The sequence below is a fragment of the Metabacillus sp. RB-C-LZQ-3-1 genome, from assembly GCF_058315175.1.
The window spans coordinates 144,859-166,544 of the sequence record NZ_JBZFLI010000007.1 but is presented as its reverse complement, the minus strand read 5'-3'; the positions used below and the strand labels follow the sequence as shown (position 1 = coordinate 166,544).

21 protein-coding genes are annotated in these 21,686 nt (G+C 34.6%); 7 read left to right on the top strand and 14 right to left on the bottom strand.

What is annotated here, in order from left to right; genetic code table 11:
- Window positions 1–11: 11 nt before the first annotated feature.
- The 3 genes from AC4GZ8_RS13525 to AC4GZ8_RS13515 form a co-directional block, all read right to left on the bottom strand.
- Window positions 12–5,666 (bottom strand): AMP-binding protein, encoded by a 5,655-nt coding sequence (locus AC4GZ8_RS13525; RefSeq protein WP_491082398.1) that lies wholly within the window; start codon window positions 5,664–5,666, stop codon window positions 12–14.
- A 15-nt stretch (window positions 5,667–5,681) separates the two neighbouring features.
- Entirely contained in the window at window positions 5,682–6,275 is a 594-nt protein-coding gene (locus AC4GZ8_RS13520; protein ID WP_491082397.1) for a 4'-phosphopantetheinyl transferase family protein, read from the bottom strand.
- Between the two features lie 502 nt (window positions 6,276–6,777).
- Window positions 6,778–8,658, bottom strand: coding sequence for an LTA synthase family protein (locus AC4GZ8_RS13515; protein WP_491082396.1), 1,881 nt, complete (start codon window positions 8,656–8,658; stop codon window positions 6,778–6,780).
- Between the two features lie 352 nt (window positions 8,659–9,010).
- Between AC4GZ8_RS13515 and AC4GZ8_RS13510 the strand changes: the two genes are divergently transcribed.
- A complete protein-coding gene (locus AC4GZ8_RS13510; protein ID WP_491082395.1) occupies window positions 9,011–9,409 on the top strand; it encodes a YkvA family protein in 399 nt (132 codons plus the stop codon).
- 84 nt (window positions 9,410–9,493) lie between these two features.
- On the top strand, window positions 9,494–9,676 hold the full coding sequence (locus tag AC4GZ8_RS13505) for a DUF4083 family protein (protein WP_491082394.1): 183 nt from the start codon (window positions 9,494–9,496) through the stop codon (window positions 9,674–9,676).
- Between the two features lie 185 nt (window positions 9,677–9,861).
- On the opposite strand, the gene AC4GZ8_RS13500 is transcribed toward AC4GZ8_RS13505, so the two are convergent.
- Both AC4GZ8_RS13500 and AC4GZ8_RS13495 read right to left on the bottom strand, forming a co-directional pair.
- Window positions 9,862–10,059: a hypothetical protein gene (locus AC4GZ8_RS13500; RefSeq protein ID WP_491082515.1), complete on the bottom strand. Its 198-nt coding sequence runs from the start codon at window positions 10,057–10,059 to the stop codon at window positions 9,862–9,864.
- A 249-nt stretch (window positions 10,060–10,308) separates the two neighbouring features.
- Window positions 10,309–10,797 (bottom strand): GNAT family N-acetyltransferase, encoded by a 489-nt coding sequence (locus tag AC4GZ8_RS13495; RefSeq protein WP_491082393.1) that lies wholly within the window; start codon window positions 10,795–10,797, stop codon window positions 10,309–10,311.
- Between the two features lie 124 nt (window positions 10,798–10,921).
- Here AC4GZ8_RS13495 and AC4GZ8_RS13490 point away from each other — a divergent pair, with 124 nt between their 5' ends.
- The 5 genes from AC4GZ8_RS13490 to AC4GZ8_RS13470 all read left to right on the top strand — a co-directional run bounded on the left by AC4GZ8_RS13490 (window position 10,922) and on the right by AC4GZ8_RS13470 (window position 14,721).
- Window positions 10,922–11,245 carry an ArsR/SmtB family transcription factor gene (locus AC4GZ8_RS13490; protein ID WP_491082392.1) on the top strand — a complete coding sequence of 108 codons (324 nt, stop codon included), beginning with the start codon at window positions 10,922–10,924 and terminating at the stop codon, window positions 11,243–11,245.
- 226 nt (window positions 11,246–11,471) lie between these two features.
- Window positions 11,472–11,648 carry a hypothetical protein gene (locus tag AC4GZ8_RS13485; RefSeq protein ID WP_491082391.1) on the top strand — a complete coding sequence of 59 codons (177 nt, stop codon included), beginning with the start codon at window positions 11,472–11,474 and terminating at the stop codon, window positions 11,646–11,648.
- A gap of 16 nt (window positions 11,649–11,664) precedes the next feature.
- Window positions 11,665–12,531 carry a permease gene (locus AC4GZ8_RS13480; RefSeq protein ID WP_491082390.1) on the top strand — a complete coding sequence of 289 codons (867 nt, stop codon included), beginning with the start codon at window positions 11,665–11,667 and terminating at the stop codon, window positions 12,529–12,531.
- Between the two features lie 19 nt (window positions 12,532–12,550).
- A complete protein-coding gene (locus AC4GZ8_RS13475; protein WP_491082389.1) occupies window positions 12,551–12,706 on the top strand; it encodes a hypothetical protein in 156 nt (51 codons plus the stop codon).
- Between the two features lie 380 nt (window positions 12,707–13,086).
- Complete coding sequence (locus tag AC4GZ8_RS13470; RefSeq protein WP_491082388.1) at window positions 13,087–14,721, top strand: alkaline phosphatase; 1,635 nt, start codon at window positions 13,087–13,089, stop codon at window positions 14,719–14,721.
- Between the two features lie 170 nt (window positions 14,722–14,891).
- Here AC4GZ8_RS13470 and AC4GZ8_RS13465 read toward each other — a convergent pair whose 3' ends face one another.
- From AC4GZ8_RS13465 to tatC, 9 genes are all read right to left on the bottom strand, one after another.
- A complete protein-coding gene (locus tag AC4GZ8_RS13465; protein ID WP_491082387.1) occupies window positions 14,892–15,155 on the bottom strand; it encodes an adhesin in 264 nt (87 codons plus the stop codon).
- Window positions 15,156–15,176: 21 nt separating this feature from the next.
- Window positions 15,177–15,605, bottom strand: coding sequence for a protein-tyrosine phosphatase family protein (locus tag AC4GZ8_RS13460; RefSeq protein ID WP_491082386.1), 429 nt, complete (start codon window positions 15,603–15,605; stop codon window positions 15,177–15,179).
- A 34-nt stretch (window positions 15,606–15,639) separates the two neighbouring features.
- A complete protein-coding gene (gene arsA, locus AC4GZ8_RS13455; RefSeq protein ID WP_491082385.1) occupies window positions 15,640–17,412 on the bottom strand; it encodes an arsenical pump-driving ATPase in 1,773 nt (590 codons plus the stop codon).
- A gap of 21 nt (window positions 17,413–17,433) precedes the next feature.
- Entirely contained in the window at window positions 17,434–17,793 is a 360-nt protein-coding gene (gene arsD, locus AC4GZ8_RS13450) for an arsenite efflux transporter metallochaperone ArsD (RefSeq protein WP_491082384.1), read from the bottom strand.
- A 161-nt stretch (window positions 17,794–17,954) separates the two neighbouring features.
- Window positions 17,955–18,374 carry an arsenate reductase (thioredoxin) gene (gene arsC, locus AC4GZ8_RS13445; RefSeq protein WP_491082383.1) on the bottom strand — a complete coding sequence of 140 codons (420 nt, stop codon included), beginning with the start codon at window positions 18,372–18,374 and terminating at the stop codon, window positions 17,955–17,957.
- A gap of 24 nt (window positions 18,375–18,398) precedes the next feature.
- The gene (locus AC4GZ8_RS13440) at window positions 18,399–19,697 is read right to left on the bottom strand and encodes an arsenic transporter (RefSeq protein WP_491082382.1); all 1,299 of its coding nucleotides are present in this window, start codon (window positions 19,695–19,697) and stop codon (window positions 18,399–18,401) included.
- A 17-nt stretch (window positions 19,698–19,714) separates the two neighbouring features.
- Window positions 19,715–20,059, bottom strand: coding sequence for an ArsR/SmtB family transcription factor (locus AC4GZ8_RS13435; protein ID WP_491082381.1), 345 nt, complete (start codon window positions 20,057–20,059; stop codon window positions 19,715–19,717).
- A gap of 195 nt (window positions 20,060–20,254) precedes the next feature.
- Window positions 20,255–20,650: a large conductance mechanosensitive channel protein MscL gene (gene mscL, locus AC4GZ8_RS13430; RefSeq protein ID WP_491082380.1), complete on the bottom strand. Its 396-nt coding sequence runs from the start codon at window positions 20,648–20,650 to the stop codon at window positions 20,255–20,257.
- Window positions 20,651–20,884: 234 nt separating this feature from the next.
- Complete coding sequence (gene tatC / locus AC4GZ8_RS13425) at window positions 20,885–21,613, bottom strand: twin-arginine translocase subunit TatC (RefSeq protein ID WP_491082379.1); 729 nt, start codon at window positions 21,611–21,613, stop codon at window positions 20,885–20,887.
- Between the last annotated feature and the right edge of the window lie 73 nt (window positions 21,614–21,686).

Here is a 21,686-nt window from a genome sequence, read left to right as displayed (position 1 = left end):
TTCATTCTCCCTTATTGTGTTTTTTCTTTTAATTTCTGTTTATCGATTTTCCCATTCGAATTTAAATGAAATGATTCTACTTGAATAACTTTATTCGGCTGCATGTATTTAGCAAATCTTGTTGTGATAACTTCTTGAACCTGAGTCAAATGGCCGCCTTGTTTTAGTTTGATATAAGCAATGATTTCATTATGAATATATAGAACGGTCGCTTTTTCTACAGATGGTATGGTCTCTATTTTCTTTTCAATTTCAGAGAGATTAACTCTATATCCGCTATGTTTAATCTGATCGTCCTTTCGTCCGATAAAATACAGCTTTTCGGATTCATCCATTAGGACAAAGTCACCGGTTTTATACAGTTTCTCTGACATGTCATGATTCCAAATAAATTGTTCCGCTTCATTAGCATTCAGAAATCCATGACAAATACTAGGACCGCCAACATATAATTCTCCAATAAACCCTTTCGGAACAGGATTTAATTGATCGTCAAGCACATAAATTTTATGATGGGCTAATGGCTTGCCAATCGGTATCACTGGGTTAATTTCCTCTCTTGATAGGCATTCTGTACTCACAAATACTGTGGTTTCTGTTGGTCCATAGCCATTTATGATTTGACCTTTCATCATTGACAATCCTTTTTCCACATGCTTTTTAGAAAGTCTTTCCCCGCCAATATACATTTGTGTCATCGCGTTCCACTCAGACAAATCAAATGCATCAACGAGTAAATTAAAGTAGCTTGCCGGCATAAAAAACGTCATAATCTGATGGCTTTTTATATAATTGAATAAAGAAATCGGGTTTTTTACCTCTTCTGTTGACAAGACATGTAATTCACCTGAATTGCATAAAGCTCGATAAATATCAAAGGTTGAACCATCAAACCCATTATTTGATATTTGTGCAACACGATCACCTGGATTGGCTTTGTAAAAATCCCCATGCATAATAAAGGCAATGACATTCGTATGGGAAATTTTTATCCCTTTTGGTTTACCTGTTGTTCCAGAAGAAAACATGATATAAAGAAGGTCAGTAGGCTTTGCTATATTAAACATGGTTTCGACTGCTGTTATCGACTCCATTAAATATTGATAGGAGACCGTCTTGATAAAACGCTGTTTTTCTCCAATCATGAGTACGACTCCTGCTGAATGTAATATTTCATCAATTTGAAGATCAGTTAATTCACTATTTACAGGTAAATAGGCAGCTCCTAATCGTGAAATAGCTAATTGAAGTAAAATCCCTTCATCACTTCTTTCATAAGAATGAGCAACAATATCCCCTCTTGTAATCCCTAAGTCTTGTAATCTGGATGTAATTCGGTTAATATCTTCAATCATTTGTTCATAGGTACGCTTTGATCGGAAAAGAGCGAGCTGAGTAGGAGTATTTTTAGCTGACTGAAGAACATGATCCCAAATCGTTGTATCAATACCCTTCCTTTCCGGTTCAACAATGGATAAATCATGAGTAAAATTCACATTTGATATCTTTTCATCTAAATTTGTATCAAATAAAACGATTGTTTCTTCAAATGCCTTTATGATTCTAGCGATCTCAACTGTTTGATAACCCTTAAAAGATAAATCAAGAAAGAATTCCCCATTTTTTTCGAATAATTGATAGGTCATCTTAAACTTCTCATCTATTACAGGTGTTTCAATCTCAGAAATCCCATCGATTTTATTTGTATCAACAAATTCCTGTACCAAAGCCACAACATCAAACATAGAAGGTTGCTCAGGTAACTCCTTTAAAATCTCACTTAATGGAATATGTTTACGACCTAATGCCTCTAAAATTTCATTCTGTACCTCGTTAATATACGAAAACACCGTTTCCTCTTGATTTACTGAAATTTTGCAAGGAACAGTATTAATAATCGGCCCTAACACTGACGATAAATTCATTTGATCCCTTAGGCTTACAGGTATACCTAACATAAACTCATCTTCGTCATTCATCTTAGAACCTACAAAGCCAAGAGCTGATAATACAACTGTTTGTATGGAAACATTTAATTCTTTTTGTATGTTCTTTAAACGCTTATACACATCGTTTCTGACTTTATGCTGGAGCTGCCCGGACTGATTTGAATTTGATAATGTTGGAAAAGTCAGCTTCTTTACATTACGAAACTTCTCAACAATCTGATCTTTCTGTTGAGAAAAATCTGCTCTTGTTACTTGTTGCTTTTCATATGCAACATAACTGGCATAATCAAATGGTAATGACTCCGGCTCACCGCCTTCACAAACCTCTTGTACTTCTTTTAACAATTGAAGAATGGTCGTAGCATCTGCACAAAGATGATGGATCTCGATCATGATATAAAATGCTTGCTTAATAGGGTATAAGGACAATCTCACAAGTGAATCTGTAAACAAATCAAAAGGCTTCACAAGCTCTGACCAATTAGGTATCGTAATAAGCGGCTTCATTTGTTTTTGAATTTGAAATGCTTGATTCACCTTCTGGACAAAATGTCCATTTTGCTGTTCAACATTTATTTTAAAAATAGAATGTTGGCTAATAACCTTTTCAATAGCTTGCATAAATTGTTTAGCATGTTTAATTGAATGTGCCTTAAATACTTTGCACATTACATATTTTGTTGAAGTTGGATCTAATAAATAATCAAACACGATCATTTGCTGCATATGGGACAAAGGTGTTCCCAACGGACTTAAAGATTCATTACTGTTTGTTGGAATTGTACGTTTTTCATACATCATGATATGTTCAGCAATTTCATCTACATATTTGTATTTAAGAATATCGATACTTGTTAAAGTTGTTTCATAGGTTTCATTTATTCTGGCAGCTAGTTCCATCGCTTTTAATGAATTTCCACCGTACGAGAAAAAGGATTCCTCGAGATCAAACTCCTTGATGTTCAAGACACGTGACATCTCATCCATTAAGACTTTGGCTTTTTCTTCCTTATTCATCTCAACACTAGTATCGTGATTCATCCTTTTTCTTAATTGCTTGTAGTCCACTTTATGATTTTTCGTTAATGGTATTTCTGGAACTGTCATATATACTTTTGGAATCATATATTCTGGAAGTGCCTCTTTTAATCGATTATTTATTTGCTTCGTATCAATCGACTGTGTTGTATATACATTAATAGAATTTCGAAAAACATCTATCACGAATTCAGTCCCTGGTAAAACATCTCTTAACCCAGACTCAATCGCATCCAGTTCAATTCGATAACCGTTTATTTTAATTTGGTTATCGATTCGGTTAATAAAATAAATCCCTTCTTCAGTTCTCTTGCAAATATCACCTGACCGATAGTATTTTTCTCCTTCTATTAAGACAAATGGATCCTTATCAGAATGATAGTAACCATCCATAACACCTGCTCCGTTAATTAGTAATTCACCTTCAAAATAATCCGGTAAAATTCTACCTAGTGAATCGACAATGACCATATTCATCGAGTTTATTGGGTTACCGATTGGGACGGTTGAAAGATGCTTTAATCGATGATCAAGTTTAAATAGCGTACACAAAATAGTCGCTTCGGTTGGTCCATATGCATTGTAAATAGTTGTTTCCTTTACTTGTAACAATTCTTCGGCAAGTGTCTTATCCAATTTTTCCCCGCCGCATGTTAGAAATTTCATATGATCCCATGTATCAATCGGCAATGCCCTAATTAAGGCAGGTGTAATACAAGTAATTGCATTTGAATACTTGGTTAAAATCGATTTTAAATAGCCTTCTTCAAACAAGTTTTCATGATGAATCAGAATCAGTTTTGCCCCATTCGCTAAGCTTCCATAGATGGAGAATAAAGAAATATCGAATGTTGTATCCGCGATCAATAATAAGTGATCAGAAGCTTCTACTTTTAATTGCGGTTGTTGTCTCACCACATGATCGATTGAAGTATTCTTAATTGGGATTCCTTTTGGTTTACCTGTTGTTCCTGACGTATAAATAATACAAATTTCTTTGTTTGAAACATCCCAAGCTTTCTCAGCTATTTGTGAATATTCACTGAGAATTGAACTAATGGCTTGGTAACCTGCTTTTTCCTCAGAATTCGAATTCAATAAAAGGAGATCATGTTCTTTTTGAATAAACTCAATATGATTTTTTGGTGTTTTAGGACTTAGAGGTATATAGGTGACCCCAGCCTTAATTGCTCCTAAAATACCAATGACGTAATGGATATTTTTCTCACCCCAAATTCCTGCCTTTGTTACCCCTTTTTCAACTAAAAAATTGGCAACCTTATTAGATTGGGTGTTTAATTCTTTGTATGTAATAGACTCACTGCCGCATATGATTGCTTCTTTTTGTAAAGAGACTAAATGTTCATAAATGGCTTCTTGTAAATGGTTATGATTTGTGATTGTTTCATTTGGGTAGATTTTTTGTTTTTCACTATTTATAAGCGGGATATCTTTAAGTTCCAACTCTTCATGCTGACCCGAACTTATACTGGAGATTATATGAGCAAGAACTGACACAAACATTTCAAAAAAGCGCTTGATTAGCTCTTGATCAAACTTTGACGTTTTATAATCGCACTCAATATAAAGGTCATTTCCTCTTTGTTTAAAGGTCACAACCATAGGCACTGATATTTTATCAGGGCCTGTCCAATATTCACTAAGGGGTTGAAGCTTGTGTGTGGTCATAGGAGTTTTATGATAAGAAATTAGGATATTATACTTTGTATCCATATATTTTGCGACAGGAAACTTTGAAGCCCTTAAACTGGACATAACTTCTTTTCCAGCATCTGACAACGCATCAACTATCCTTTTTTCATGGAGGTTATGAAAAACCAGGCTGATATTATTTACATACATATTCATAGTCGAATATTCTGCTCTTTTCCGAGTATCTGTAACAAAACCAATTACCTGATTTGGTTCATTTTGATTAAGTAACACTGGTTCAATATTTGCGATTGTAACTAACAATAAACTTAATATATCTACCTTTTCCTTTTCAGAAAGTGCAAATAATTTTTCCTTTAATAAAGCAGGTAAATGATGTATGTATCGATTTGCCTGTTCGAGTTTTGGAAACGAAGCAGAGTTGTCAATGGACCCTAACTTATTCTGCCAATACTCATAATCGCGATTAAACCTTTTCGAATGTAGGTATAGCTGTTGCTGCTCGATCATTTCCTTTTGATTAATTTTTTTTATATTATCTTGAGCATAATAGCTTTCATTTGTATAGACTTCACTAATTTCATTAATAATGATGTACATTGACCTGCCATCACTAACAGAATGATGTCCTATACAGCAGAGAAACAACCATTCATCTGTTATGATAATTTTCAATGATATGATTCTATGATTATTTTTTTCAAATTCAGCTTTTGTATTGAACCTATCAACAAAATCAATGACATGTCTTTCACTTTTTAAATAAATGACCTCTACTAAATCTTCTTCACTTAATCTATCAGAGTAGATCCTTACATCATGATTTGATAAATCGACATAGCTTTTAAAAACATCGTTATTCAGAACAACTTTTTTTGCTGAATGGATATACCTTTCAACATCTACATCAGCTTTTCGGTATTTTGCAAGTCCTTTAATTATATTTGTTCCCTCAAAAAAATTATCTTCCCTGATATTCAACATTTCACTATATATATTTTTCATTTATGACACCTCATTTTATAATTCACAAATCGAAATCATATAATTTTCGTTGAAAATAAAGTGTTGATAAGAACTTGTTTGTTCACCAATATATGTTTCAGTTAGCTCCTTACTCCATTGAGAAAGCCCACAACCAATTGCTTTTAAATAGCTTTCTTTCATGGTCCATAGTTTATAGAAGTATTCTCTTTGCTGATGTTCTGGTAATTGTTTCAGCCTTTGTATCTCATCCGGATGAAAAAAATGTTCAGTCCACTGTATATCCAGCGGTTCCATCTGTTCAATATCTATTCCTATTGGAAATTGACTAAAAGCACAAACACACCAATCACCAGAATGAGATAAATTAAAATGGATACCTTTGTTTTCCTTATATAAAGGCTTTCCATAATCATTTTTTGAAAATAATATCTTATTCATTTTAATATTTACTTTTTTACTAAGAATATATTTTAATAATAATTCACCATAAAGCTTTCTCCTTTGATCCCCAACTTTTTTATACTTCCTAATCTCATTCTCTTTATGAGGGAAAAGGGCTTTGATGAGATGTTCAAAATTTTTTTGATTTGGTATTGGATCATGAATATTAACAGCATAGATCTCCATCTGTGTTTCAACCTTTACTATTGAGTTAATCAACATCTGATTGTCAAATCTAAATTACCCATACAAAATCCATTTCTCTTCAACAATAGCTCAACATAGTCTAATTCTCTTATTTATTTATGACTAATTAACCAAAAAAAGGATCGTTTCTTTTACTTCACACTACATAAAACCTAGAATCTCTATAGAAACTTCTTTTTTATAGTTCTTCAATAACAAACATAATCCAACACATTTCGCTAATTTGTTCCTACATTTTCTAATTATAGCAACCGTTTTTTAACAATTTATTAACTCTATGTAAATATATGTATAACTATGTAAAATTTAGTTAAATATTCCCGTCCTTTTTCGTAAAAAATGGAGGTACAGGGAACTATAACGATAAAACACTCAGGATATCAGAAGGGACTTAAGTGTCTATTCAACGAAAATTACATTACTTTTGATACAATACCTCCTAGGAATCAAGAAGGAATAAAACAAATAAAAAGCGTGGAAGTTACTCCTCCACACTTTCCTTTTCTCTATTATAAAATCTCAATAAATCTCCGTAGATGATTTTATCTGAAAAGCTTAGCTCATCATGTGCCTTGTCCTCATATACATCACATGTTCCCTCACGATCGAGCTGTTCACCTGTTTGGCGATCATAGCACACATCTGAAACAGAGATAAACTCCTCTGTGATAAAGCTTCCATTTCTTAACACAGCGAATGGCGTGCGTTCAGGTGAAAATAAATCCTCGCCAAAGTGAATCATGTCAGTTGTATCAATACCTAATAGATGTAATAGGGTTGGCATTACATCTATTTGTCCTGAAATGTCTGAAATCAATTTAGGATGGTGATTGGTAATACCAGGTATATGGATTAAAAATGGGACGCGTTGAAGCTGTATCGTATCATATGGTGTAATTTCGTCCTTACCTAAAAACTTCGCCATTGCTTTATTATGATTTTCTGAAATACCATAATGATCGCCCATTAATACGATAATAGAATTTTCATAGAGACCAGATTCTTTTAATTTTTTAATAAATCGTTTTAATGCTTCATCCTGATAACGAACAGTCGGAATATATTGATTTAATGTCCCGCTATATGAATCAAATTCATCAATTAATTTATCCTCTTCCTCCAGCTCAAAAGGAAAATGATTTGTTAACGTAATAAAGTAGCTATAAAATGGCTGAGGCAATTCCTGCATAAGATCAACTGATTGTTCAAAAAACTCTCCATCCTTTAAGCCCCATCCTACTGAATTTTCACGTGTTACCTCATAGCTTTTGATATCATAAAATTGATCTACTTCAAAGGAATCATACATAATATCTCTGTTCCAAAAGCTCGCATTGTTTGCATGGAACGTCGCAGAGTAATAATTATGATCCTTTAAAACTTCGGGTATTGCATTATACTCATTATCGCTATTTGTGAAAAACACAGCACCACGTCCCAGCGAATATAATGAGTTAGCAACAATAAACTCAGAATCTGAGGTTTTTCCTTGTTCTGTTTGATGATAGAAATTGTCAAAGTAATAGCTTTCATTTATGAAATCATTTAAAAATGGTGTTATTTCCTCACCATTTAAGGTTTCATTCACAACAAAGCTTTGCGTAGATTCCAGTGAAACAAAAATCACATTACGACCTTTTGCAATACCAAACATCTCATCACTTGGGTCCTTTTTATTTACATTGATATAGTTTTGGATTTCAGCTAGCTCATCACTATCTGCAAGCACCCTTTGTGCGGAAGTTCTTGACTGAAAAATCCCATCATAAATATGAAAGTTAAATATACCTATGTTTTTCACGAGAATCTCACGGTCAAATGAGCGAGTTAAAAGCTGTGGACGCTGCACTTCAGCAAGTCCTAAATTAAACATAAAAACTGCACAAACTAAAAGAAAATAAGAGACTTTTTCCTTAACAGTCACAGCACGATCTTCTTTGCTTTTATATTTCCCGGCTAACCAAATTAAAAACAGGATATCAACAAACAAAAGAAAATAGCTTGGCTTAACTAACTCTTGAATACTGCCTCCAAGGTCCCCCATATTACTTGACTGAAATAATACCGGAATCGTTAAGAAGTCATTATAGAAATTATAAAAAATGATATTTCCTATTAACAAAATCGTCCCAAGTGTACTAACAACGATTATGTAAATGTTCCTGGCCCTTTGTTTCATAAACAAACCAAAGCCAAAAAGCAGTAAGAAGAAGCTTAACGGATTAATAAATAGAATAAAGGACTGCATCGGATTTTCTATTTTTATATCAAAGCTTGTTTGGTACACAAGATACGTTTTTATCCACATGACTACTGTGGCGATAAATAAGAAAGAATATTTGTTCAATCGTTTTTTCAGCATTGCTTCCCCCTCTTAAACACACCTGCAATCTACTACTCTATTTAAAAATACATGTCTACCCCTTCCATTTCAAGGTAATACGAACCTGAAACATGCTGTTAAATAACAAAAAATCCAATTACCACATAGTGTAGCGCAGTTATGACTATTCCTTGACATTTTTTTGCAAGGAAATTTCCCTACCAAGGATAAAAAAATTGAAAATAACGGATAAGGTATTGTCCACTTTTTAACCATTATTTTTAGCGAATAGCCATATCAGTCCAAAAATACTCGTGTTGTTTATGATAATGTTTATTCATTCAACTCCGTCTAATTTATAATCGAATGAGAAGGGAGGTAATCAACATACATGGAGAAACAAAATATTTTAATTAAGTTAAAAGTCTTTTCAAAAAATTTAAAACAGAATTTATTTGTCCTTTATTTGTCTTCGAAGGATAAAAGGGTCCCTTGGTATGCCAAAGTTGTCGTTATTTCTGTGGTTGCCTATGCTTTTAGTCCAATTGATTTAATTCCTGATTTTATACCTGTTCTAGGATATCTCGATGACCTTATCCTCGTTCCTATCGGTATTTTGTTGGCATTAAAGTTGATACCGCCAGTGGTAATAGAGGAGCACCGAGCCCATGCAGAAGAAATAAAGAAAAATGGAAAGCCGAAAAATTGGTTTGTTGGTTTTCTCTTTATTTTTATTTGGATTCTTATTGCAATTTGGATTGGTCAATTGATATTTAGATTCATTCTCTAAAACTTGATGCTGTCATTCATGTCATAAAAGCAAAGTCATCATTTATGCTATAATAACCTAAAACTTGTAAAGGAAGGAACTTATTTGAATATCGGTGATGCTATATTTCAATTAATCATGTTTCTTTTTATTTTCGGTCTATTTTTTGTGGTCTTTTTTATCGTTCGTTCACTTATTACAAAGCAGCAGCAACCAAATAAGGATAAGGCCATCGAACAAAAACTTGATAGAATAATTGAATTACTTGAACAGGATAAGCAACCGTAGTTTTTTATCAGAGATTAGAACAGAAATTCACAAACGAAGGTAAAAATTGGCTTACACTTTAACAAAATTACGATCTTTGCGAATCTTCAACAAGCAATCAAACACTTTACTTAGCATCCTGTATAAGGGTGTTTTTTTATTTGAATTATGCGATTATTACGGTATTCCTTAATATTATGTACCTTTTAAGAACAGCAGTATATAGCCTTGTCGAAAGCATCTTCCGGGATATATACGCGTCCATTTTCAAGCTTATATGGAATAGCATTTTCTTCCAATCTATTCGTATCAACAGTTTTTTCCGAATCTCCCCATTGTACATATTCTCCATCGTACTTTTTTTGACAAGCACCTATAATCACAAGGACCGAGAAACAAAACATGGGTAATAATATTTTTTTCAAAGAAATAAACTCCTTATAAATGTTGTATTTAAACTAATCCACTAATATCTATAAAAAGCAGTCTACTGCTAGTATAAGTACTCTTCTTCAAACTTCACCATCCAACACCTCTATGAACATCGCGTGAATGCTGAGTCGTTATTTAAGAAAAAGCATTTTTTTAATAGCTTTCAATATGATAAACGTTTAAATTACTCCAAATAGATTGCCATTTCTTCCTTCTCATAATCAAATAACATTACTTCTTCTTTCGAGCAAAATAACATCTCTCCATGCACCATTCATTTTTCCAATTCGCTCTCTAATCCCTACTTCTCTAAATCCACTCTTCTTATGTAATGCCAAGCTAGCTTTGTTTTCAGGAAAAATTCCTGCTTGTAACATCCAATACCCATTTTCCTCGCTTGAGTTAATTAACGCTTGAAGTAATGTATGCCCAATTCCGTTTCCTTTATAATCCGAATGAATATAAATACTTACTTCTGCAACACCTGCGTAAACACATCGGCCTGAAACAGGGCTTAATGCTGACCAGCCTACGACTTGATTGTCAATAGCAGCAATTAATCGGCAATTTGCAGTATGACTCTCGTCCCATTCCTCCCACATCGGTGCTTCCATTTGAAAGGTGGCATTTCCTGTTGCAATCCCATCTAGGTAGATTTTTTTCACTTGATCCCAATGTTCCCTTTTTAAATTTTGAATGATGACGTTCATTTTATCTCCCTTTCCAACTAAAATGACCTAAATCAATTTTTTTTGATTAAATTCATTGACAATAGAAAATTTTGGATATATAGTTAAAATATCAAAAAAAATTGATTTAAAAAAGGTGTTTTTGATGAAACAGGAAATAAATTTACAGGATGTATCTCTAGAAAAAGTCTTTGAAATGTATGAGGGGAAATTTAAAGCTATCGCCGATAAAAAAAGATTGCAAATCATGAATCTCCTTACACAAAAAGGCGAAATAAATGTGAATGATCTAGCTCCAATGGTCAACATGACACAATCCAAATTATCGTATCATTTAAAAATCTTATTGGATGCGAACCTCATTATTAGAGAGACTAGAGGCACATGGAATTACTACAAGCTTAATCTAGATGAAGTGAATCACTTATTATCAGCAGAACTCTGTTGCTTATTTAGACCTACTTGCTGATCAAGTGAAAAACTTCCATCAGTGAGGGTTTCTTCATCTCCCGCTGATGATAGTTGAACCTACAGGACCTTTACTGTCAGGTTATCCCACACCTCCCCTCTTTGAAACATAGAAGTTTGAGATGGGGGTCTTACTGCCCGTTAAGAGTGGGATAAAATTTTTTCACCTAAACATCAATTTTTTTTGATTAATATATCAAAATAATTTGTTTTAAGGAGATGACAAGATGTTTAATGAGTATGAAGTCTATTTGCTTTCAAAGTTAAAGAAGGAAGAATTCGTTGAGGTTTCTGCCATTCACAATTCGATTGCTTTCAAACAAGGTTTCAAATCCAAGGTTAAGGCCCTGGTAAAAACAAAACAAATAGATTCAACACTTTGCTGCGAATCAGCTTGCTGTTAAAAGGATGAGATAAACGATGTGGATCGAGACATTAAAGAATTTTATTTATATTGCCTTAGAGTTAACAGTTTTATTTATTGTCATTTCCTTTCTCATTAGTCTTTTACAAGGGTATATCCCATATGAAAAGATCGAGAAAAAGCTTGCTGGCAAAAATCGAATAATTGCTGCTTTAGCAGCCATAGGATTTGCCTTCATTACGCCATTTTGTTCCTGTTCTACCATACCAATCGTCGTCAATATGCTGAAAAAGAAAATGCCTTTCGGGATTGTCATGATCTTTTTATTTGCCTCACCTGTATTAGATCCAACGATTATCACCATAATGGGCGTTATACTCGGTTGGAAAGTGACGATCATCTACACGGTTATAACAAGTATTTTCTCCGTTATGATTGGGTTTTTACTTGAAACACTTGGTTTTGAAAAGTATGTGAAAAATGTTGTGATATCGGGATATGAGGAAAGTGACAAGAAATTTAACTATAAACTAGCCTTTATAGAAACAATCGCTCTAATGAAAAGTGTTTATCCCTACTTAATTTTGGGTGCAGCAATTGGAGCTGTCATTCATGGCTTAGTTCCTACAGAATGGATTTCATCTGTTTTTGGTGAAGGGCATTGGTGGTTAATACCTATTGCTGCAATTGTAGGAATCCCTTTATATATTCGCCTATCCAGTATGATCCCTATCTCACAGATTCTCATTATGAAAGGAATGGCTTTAGGTCCTGTTATGGCTATGATGATTAGCTCAGCAGGTGCAAGTCTACCGGAAGTCATTTTATTAAAATCAATCTTTAAAAAAGAATTAGTTTTCACCTTTGTCTTGTCCGTGGTGACAATGTCGACATTGTCAGGATTTATCTTTTATCTAATATAAAGAAATGGAGATGAGTTTAATGTTTCGTTTATTCAAAAAAAATGCTAAAAAGGATTCTAGTTGTTGTAATGTCCAGATTGAGGAGATAAAGGAAAAAGAAATACAAACGTCAGAAGCTACTGCCAAAAGCGAAGATTGCTGTTCAAGTGATGATGAGAAGAAAAATTGTTGTTAAACGTAACGAGTGGTCTCCTTAGAGGAGTCCACTCGTTATTGTAAACTCTTAGACTTTGTATATTGTGTCAAATCTACTAAAACCAACCAATAACTCACTCTAAAACCACCTAATTTCCTGGTTATTAAGACCTGTTCAACCTAGATTATTGCATGATTATGGAACTACCCCCTCGGAATATATAGGATAAAAATATCATTTTTGTCCTATCAATCATATTTTACATTCCCTTAACATTCAGTTAACTCTGTAAATATATACTTACATAAGTAAATGATTATAAGATAGTTTGCTAAGGAGTAAATAGAATTACTAGATTAAGTATATTTCTCGCACCTTTCAAACTACTAAATTAACAATAAATATTGGAGGAAGAATAAATGAAATTTAACAAAAAGGTCATTGGAATGACTCTTGCGGGTACTCTTGCACTCGGTTCACTAGGACTCTCTTCAACAAACGAGAAGGTAGAAGCAAAAAAAGATTCTCAACAAGCCAAAAACGTTATTGTCCTTGTCATGGATGGAGTTAGCTCTACTACAACAACTCTTGCTAGATGGTATAAAGGAGAACCACTTGCGATGGACGAAATTTTAACTGGAGGAGTCCGTACTTACTCAGCTGAGTCTGCAATTACTGATTCAGCACCAGCAGGAACAGCACTTGCAACAGGTAATAAATCAAATGATAAATTTGTTGGAGTACTTCCGGAAAAAGTGAACTCTCCTGGAGTCGATCCTTCTCTAGCAGATAATCCTTACAAACCAGTTGCAAACGTACTAGAAGGTGCAAAATTAAGTGGTAAGGCAACCGGAATTATCTCAACTTCTGAAATTCAACACGCAACACCAGCTGCATTTTCTTCTCATGCAGCACACAGAAGTGATTACGACAATATTGCTGAACAACAAGTATATCAAGATATGGATGTTGTCTTAGGCGGCGGTAAAAAATCTTTATTAGCTGAAAATCGTAAAGATGGTGAAAACTTAGTAGAAGTCATTGAAGATAATGGCTATGACCTTGTTGAGACACGTGATGAGCTATTAAATTCGAAATCTAGTAAACTATGGGGTTCATTCGCACCATCTGCACTAGCATATGACCTTGATCGTGCACAAACAAATCCAAATGAGCCAACACTTGCTGAAATGACAAACAAAGCAATTTCAACTCTTTCAAAGGATAAAGAAGGATTCTTCCTATTTGTTGAAGGAAGTAAACCTGACTGGGCTGCTCATGCAAATGATCCGATTGGAATGATCAGTGATACCCTTGCATTTGATGCAGCTGTTAAAGAAGCACTAGATTTTGCTAAAAAAGATAAAAATACAATGGTTATTGCCGTTTCTGACCACGGAAACAGCGGAATCTCAATCGGAAATCAAAATACAAACGGATCATACCCTTCAACACCTGTTTCTGCTTATATTGACCCGCTCAAAAAGGCAGAAATGACACTTGAAGGAGCGTTAAAGCAACTTAAACCAGATAATTCAAACGTATTAGAGGTTGCAGCGTTATATGGAATTGACAATCCTACACAAGAAGAAACGAAAGCTATTCAAGAATCAACAGATTTAGGTAAAACACTTGTCCAATTACTTGCCAATCGTGCAAACCTCGGCTTTACTACAGGCGGTCACACTGGGGAAGATTTATTCCTGTACTCATATGGTCCAGGAAAACCAGTAGGTCTTGTTGAGAATACTGACATTGCGCATACTGTTGCAAAAACATTGGGCTTCGAATTAGACAAATTAGATAACCAAGTATTCGTGGATGCGGAAGTTGCTTTCGAAGAAATTGGAGCAGATGTAAATGTAGATTCTACAGATGCAAATAACCCGGTTTTAGTTGTGAATAAAGGAAAAACAGAAGTTGAAATCCCTGCAAACAAGAATATCTTAATCATGAATGGAAAAGAATTTGATCTAAACACTGTGACAGTTCAAAGCAATGGCAAATTCTATGTATCAAAAGAAGCGATCCAGCTTGTGAAAAAGGGTAAATAATCCTAAAAAACCTCATCACTGTGAACTGCACCCCCATTGTTAGGCACCATCTAACAATGGGAGGTGCGGTTTTTCTGTGGTTAAATTTTCTGCAGAAGTTAAATGACAAGCAGTTCAACGTTTCTTACATGAAGCCGTGAGATATCTCACGGCTTTCATTTATTAGATCATTAACAACAGTTGCTTGCCCCTAACAATACTAATCCATTCTCTTCTCTATCTAAAGTTAACTCATTAATCGCAGGTATTTGTGAATCAATAGCAACTTTGATCCCATTAATGGTTTTTACCGTATCAGATTCCTCAGGTTGATCTAAAGAAATTGTAAACTGAGGTCCGCAGCATCCTGCAACAGATGTAAGCCGTATTCCATCTGCACCTTTTTCATTTAGAAAGTTTTCTAACAGTTCTTTCGCTCCATCAGTTATGTTCATTACGTCCCCCCTAATGTTTCCTTATGCATTTGGATAGATTCTTTTTAACGCTTCTTTCATCTCTGGTTTGACATTAATCTTTGGTCTTGCAGCCTTTGCGATCTCTTCTGCTTCCTCAATTGTTTTAGCTTCACCTAATGCCAAAAGTGTTCCCATTGCGACAGTACCTGTACGGTTACTTCCTCCTTGGCAGTGAAAATACACATTTTTCCCTTCTTTATACGCATTTACTACATGATCAATCGACTTCTTTACCGAAACATCCTGTTGATCAGCGTCATCCTCAATTGGACTATGCACACGATTATATGGTGATTCTTCTTTTGGTGCCTCTGCTCTTAGATCAAATGCTATATCTACCTTTTCATTTTTCATCACATCATGGATATCATCTGCACCACCGATATAAATTCGATCTTTTAATAATTCATGATAATTCTTTGTTGTCATATTAATTCCTCCTATTCCATTGCTCCAAAAATTGTTATACTCCTGCAAACTCTTTCATTTCATCATATCCTATCTTTTCTTCACTAAACCAAGGAATGATGACAGAACGAAATGCCAACTCCTTGTTGACCTTATCAATCCACTTTTTTTCGGAAGCAGCTCTTCCCATTAAGATTGGATCTTTTGTTTTAGTTGCATATAAACTTTGATTAATTACCCACCATACTGGTTGAATTTCAGCACGTTTTAAGTCTTGCTGAAGTCTTCCTGCTTCTAAAACCGGTGTTGTCTCAGCTAACGTAACAATGACAACACTTGTTTCTTCAGGATTCCTTAACCTTGGAAGTAGCCTGCCTACACTTTCAGGTACTTCTCCGGTAGAACGACTAAGTTCTTTATGGTAATTCTGTGCTGAATCTAACAACAATAATGTATGTCCAGTCGGTGCTGTATCAATTACAACAATTTCCTCCTCTGACTTTGCCACAACTTCGGCAAAAGCTCGAAAAACTGCAATTTCCTCTGTACAAGGTGAATTTAAGTCTTCCTGTAAGTAAGCAATACTCTCTTCATCAAGTTCTTTACTAGCTTTTGATAGAACTTCATTCTTATATTTTTCAACTTCCTCAGCAGGATTAATCGAGCTAATCGTCAGGTGTTTATTTAATCTGCTCTTACCAAACATATGATGTAAATGAGAGGCAGGATCAGTTGTAGTCAAATGCACTTTATGTCCCCTTTCAACAAGACCAACTGCAATGGCTGAGGCAACGGTTGTTTTCCCTACTCCGCCTTTTCCCATCGTAAAAATAATTCTTTTGTTTGATTCTGACAAATCATGAACAAGATCATGTAGTTCATTTAATGAGAGATCCGGCTCTAAATTAGCTTCAATATTTGATTTAGGCAAGGTAAATTGTTTAAATATATAACGAAGATTCTCGATCCCCGTTAAAGAATAAGAGACAAATGGCAGTGAATAAACCGGTACCTGTTTCAGTTTAGCAGGGATAGATTTCAATGCATGCTGCTGACGATGATAGAATGCTGATGATACTTGATCATCTGAAACATAGGATTTTAATAACCCATTCATAATGAGTATTTGATTATTTATTCCAATCCCCTTTAACTCAACTGATGCTCTATTAGCCTCATTTATAGAAGATACTTCAGGCCTTGATACTAAACATAGTGTTGTTTTAGTTGAGTCTGACAGAGCTTGGACTGTTTTTGAATACAAACTCTTCTTTTTTTCTAAACCAGACAGTGGACCTAAACAGGAAGCACCATGTGTACTTTCTTCTAAAAATCCGCTCCACGCTGTTGGAAGTTGTAAAAGTCTTAACGTATGTCCTGTTGGTGCAGTATCAAAAATGATATGATCATAATTATTTATAGTGGATTCATTTGCTAATAAACTTGTAAATTCATCAAAAGCTGCAATCTCCACTGTACAAGCACCTGATAATTGCTCTTCCATTGTTGCAATGACAGAATCAGGAAATTTACCGCGATAAGGACCCACTACTTTTTCCCGATAATTTTTCGCTGCTTCTTCCGGATCTAAATTACATGCATAAAGATTGGGTACGGTTGGAATCACTTTTGGTACATTGGTCAATTCAACCTCTAAAACATCCTGTAAATTAGAAGCCGGATCTGTACTCACAAGTAATACCTTTTTGCCTGCATCAGCTAATGCTACAGCTGTCGCACACGCAGCAGAGGTTTTACCTACTCCGCCTTTGCCAGTATAGAATATATATGGTGTATCAATATTCTTCGGATTAAAAGGCTGATACATTCTATCCCCTCTTCCCACGAATTACAGTTGTTTTAGCTCAATCGATAATTTCGTCTTAGGCTTTTCTTTTAATTCATCTTGCTTTACACCAAACCATTCAGAAAGTTCTTCATTTGTTGGATATTCCCCAACTTTCTTCATTTGGTTATCAACGAATGTTACCGGAAGAGCATCTGGTCCTTTTTCGCTAAGGATTTGAGTCATTTCACTATTCTCAGCAAAAACACCTGGCTCATCTGCTAAGTTATATCGCTTTATGTTATATCCCTTTTTTTCTAGTGAGTAAACAGCTGATGCTATACGAGTTAATTCAGGATCAACACTTGGTCCACATACACCTGTTGAACAACACATTGCTGGATCAAATATTTCAACTTTCATATGTTATCGTTCCCTTCATTAAGATATAAGAATTTACTTATACATTCGGTAAAGGGAAAGCCGAGAGGATATCTCACGGCTTTCATCTTTTTATACTATCAGAAAGTATTAAATATTAGGCTTTTGCCATTAGGACTTGGGTAAAAGCCAGGTTTTTCTCATTATTCTCCAGTTTTCGCGAAACGTTCAATTCTTTCGCCGATTTCATCACGAACACGCTGGAAGAATGCCCATTTTTCCTCATCTGTTCCCTCAGCTTTTGCCGGGTCATCAAAGCCCCAGTGCACACGTTTGATATGAGGAGGTGTCACAGGACAATTGTCTGCAGCATGTCCGCATAGTGTGACGATTAAATCAGCATTATTTAGAATTTCCGGATCAATGACATCTGAAGTTTGATTTGAAATATCAATTCCAGCCTCTTTCATCGCTTTTACTGCATTAGGATTTAACCCGTGTGCTTCTAGTCCGGCACTTTTTACTTCCCACTCATCACCTAAATGTTTTTTCGCCCATCCTTCTGCCATTTGGCTTCTGCAAGAGTTTCCAGTACATAAGAAATAAATTGTTTTTTTAGACATGGTCATTGCTCCTTTTAAGTTAGATTAATGGATGATAAGTAACCAAATATATAAACCAACAAGGGTAATAAACAATGTTGGGATGGTTAAAATAATTCCTGTTTTAAAGTAAGTTCCCCAAGAGATTTTCACACCTTTTAAGGATAGAACATGAAGCCACAATAATGTAGCTAATGAGCCAATTGGTGTGATTTTAGGTCCTAAATCAGAACCGATCACATTTGCGTAAATCAATGCTTCTCTTATCACACCGGTTGTCGTTGTATCAGAAATGGCAAGGGCATCAATCATAACAGTTGGCATGTTATTCATAATGGACGATAAAATAGCTGCAATAAAGCCCATTCCAACCGTTGCTGCAAATAAACCTTGGTCTGCTGTTACTTGTATGACGTCAGCTAACACATTTGTTAACCCAACATTTCTTAAACTGTAAACAACAACGTACATCCCAATTGAGAAAAAGACGATGGCCCAAGGTGCACCTTTTATAACGGTTCTTGTGTTAACCGCTGCGCTTCTTTTCGCCATGAATAAAAAGAAAATCGCTACAATTCCTGCGATAATGGAAACTGGAATTCCAATAAATTCGCTGGCGAAATATCCAACAAGTAATATTCCCAAAACAACCCAAGACAATCTGAACATTTTTTCATCACGGATGGCCTCAACAGGCTTTTTTAATTGAGATAAATCATAATTTCCTGGAATGCTCTTACGGAAAAAGAGAAATAAAACCAAAATACTTGCAGCTAGTGAGAAAAAGTTCGGAATGATCATTCTTGTTGCGAATTCAACAAACCCAATCCCAAAAAAGTCGGCAGAAACAATATTCACTAAGTTACTAACCACCAATGGAAGTGAGGTTGTATCTGCAATGAATCCACTGGCAATAATAAAGGGAAAGACCATTTTTTCACTAAAGTTTAAATTTCTTACCATTGCCAATACAATTGGTGTAAGGATTAACGCAGCTCCATCATTTGCGAAAAATGCAGCAACAATGGCACCAAGAATACTGACATAAATGAACATTTTAATTCCGTTTCCTTTAGCCGCTCTAGCCATATGCAGAGCTGACCATTCAAAAAAGCCAATCTCATCTAAAATAAGCGAAATAATGATAATGGCAATAAACGCTAATGTTGCGTTCCAAACTATTGATGTTACATCAATCACATCTTTAAAATCTACTACACCTACAAGTAAAGCTAGTAATGCTCCACCACAAGCAGACCAACCGATTGAAAGTCCTTTCGGCTGCCATATGACTAGTGTAAGTGTAAGGAGAAAGATCACTGACGCTAAAATGACTGAAACCATTTGTAATTAACCCTCCATTATTCACATGAAATGCGAAGTCCTTGTTCTTGTAATTCCTGTATGCGATAATCTTGATTTGGAAGGTGTTGAAGTAAGTTTTGAACAAATGGATAGTCCTCACTATTTTTATTAAGAGAATAGATTATCCACTGCCCTCTTCTTGCTTCCTTAACAATTCCTGCATCTTTTAATTTACGCAGATGTTGACTTATAGCAGGCTGACTAGCCTTAAAGATTTCCACAAACTCACAAACACAACAATCATGACTATCTAACATTTTTACCATCGTTAAACGAGTTTTATCACCTAATAGCTTTAAAAGTGTTGCAGCTTTCTCTATTTCAATTGTAGAATCCATCATGTCATACCCCCAAACTTCATTCGTATATTACTATATAATAATTCACTTATATATTCAACAAAGAAATCTTATTTATTATTAGATATATCTACTTTGTTTATACATGTCCTATGAAATGAAGCAAATATATATAAAAGGCACGTTTTATTTTAAATAAACGCACCTTGACCGGATCAAATAACTTTAACTAGATGATTATCCTCTTTCTCTTTGTGATTCAGCTCTTAACAAATCACGAATATCAGTTAATAACTCTTCTTCTTTAGATAATGTTGGTGCTGTTGCTTCCTCTTTTATTTCTTCTTTTTTCTTGAATCTGTTAATTAATTTAACAAACAAGAAAATAGCAAAGGCAACAATGATAAAATCAATAACTGCCTGAATAAACAATCCATACTTTACGGCAGCTTCTCCAACTTTAATTTGCAGATTAGAAACATTAATACCACCCATTAATAATCCTATTAACGGCGTAATGATATCATTTACTAGCGATGAAACAATCTTGCCAAAAGCTGCACCTATAACGACCCCGACAGCTAAGTCAATGACATTGCCTCTCATCGCAAATTCCTTAAATTCTTTTAACATTTGATGTTCCTCCTAACTATTGTTTATGAAAGATATCATACATGATTGAAAAGGGATGTGAAAGAATTTATTTTATATGACCAACTGTTTATCCAATAATTGTCTTTGATATAAAAAATAAGAGACCTAGACCCCCTATCAAACATATTATTTTCTACCATTCTATGTTTCCATAAATATTTAAAAATACGATAGACCAATTAAGAATAAGGCTTAACCTACGTTAAGCCTTTCTTATGATTCAAATGCTAATTCCTGTTTTTGTTTTCTGCGGTAAACGACTTTTGATAATAACACGCTGCATTCATATAGGAACAGCAGTGGTATGACTACGATCACATCTGAAACAAAATCTGGCGGTGTGATTAAAACAGCTGTAACGATCAGTCCAAAATAAGAATATCTGCGCATTTTTTGCAGGCGGTATGGATCTAATATACCAAGACTAGTTAAAAACATAATAATAACTGGTAATTCAAATAAAAATCCAAATGGCAATGTAATATGAATCATAAATCGGAAGTATTTTTCCGCGGTGAAAAATGACATAAACATATCACCCGTTAATGAAAGCAAAAAGTCAAAAACGATTGGGAAAATAACAAAGTAACCAAAACTAATTCCAACTATGAACAGAATAAATAAAGCAGGAATATAGGCTAATGTTACCTTTCTCTCGGTTGATGATAATGCCGGCTTTACAAAAAGCCAGATCTGGTGAGCAGCTACCGGGATTGTTCCTGCAATCGCTACAACGGCTGCCAGCGTTAAATACACCCAGATGATGTCACTTGGACCTAATATAGCAAGCTTAATGGATGAATCTTGAACAATCCAATCATAAATCTCCTTAACATAAATAAAGGAAATAATTAAAAAAAGGGTGAAGCTGCCCAGAATAATGATTAATCGTTTTCTCATCTCACTTAAATGATCAATAAGATTCATTTCTCTGTTTTCCATTAAGAAACACCTCCAAGAAAAAAAAGATGCAAGTTAGATTTTCTACCTACATCTCATAAAGTGAAACTTTCAT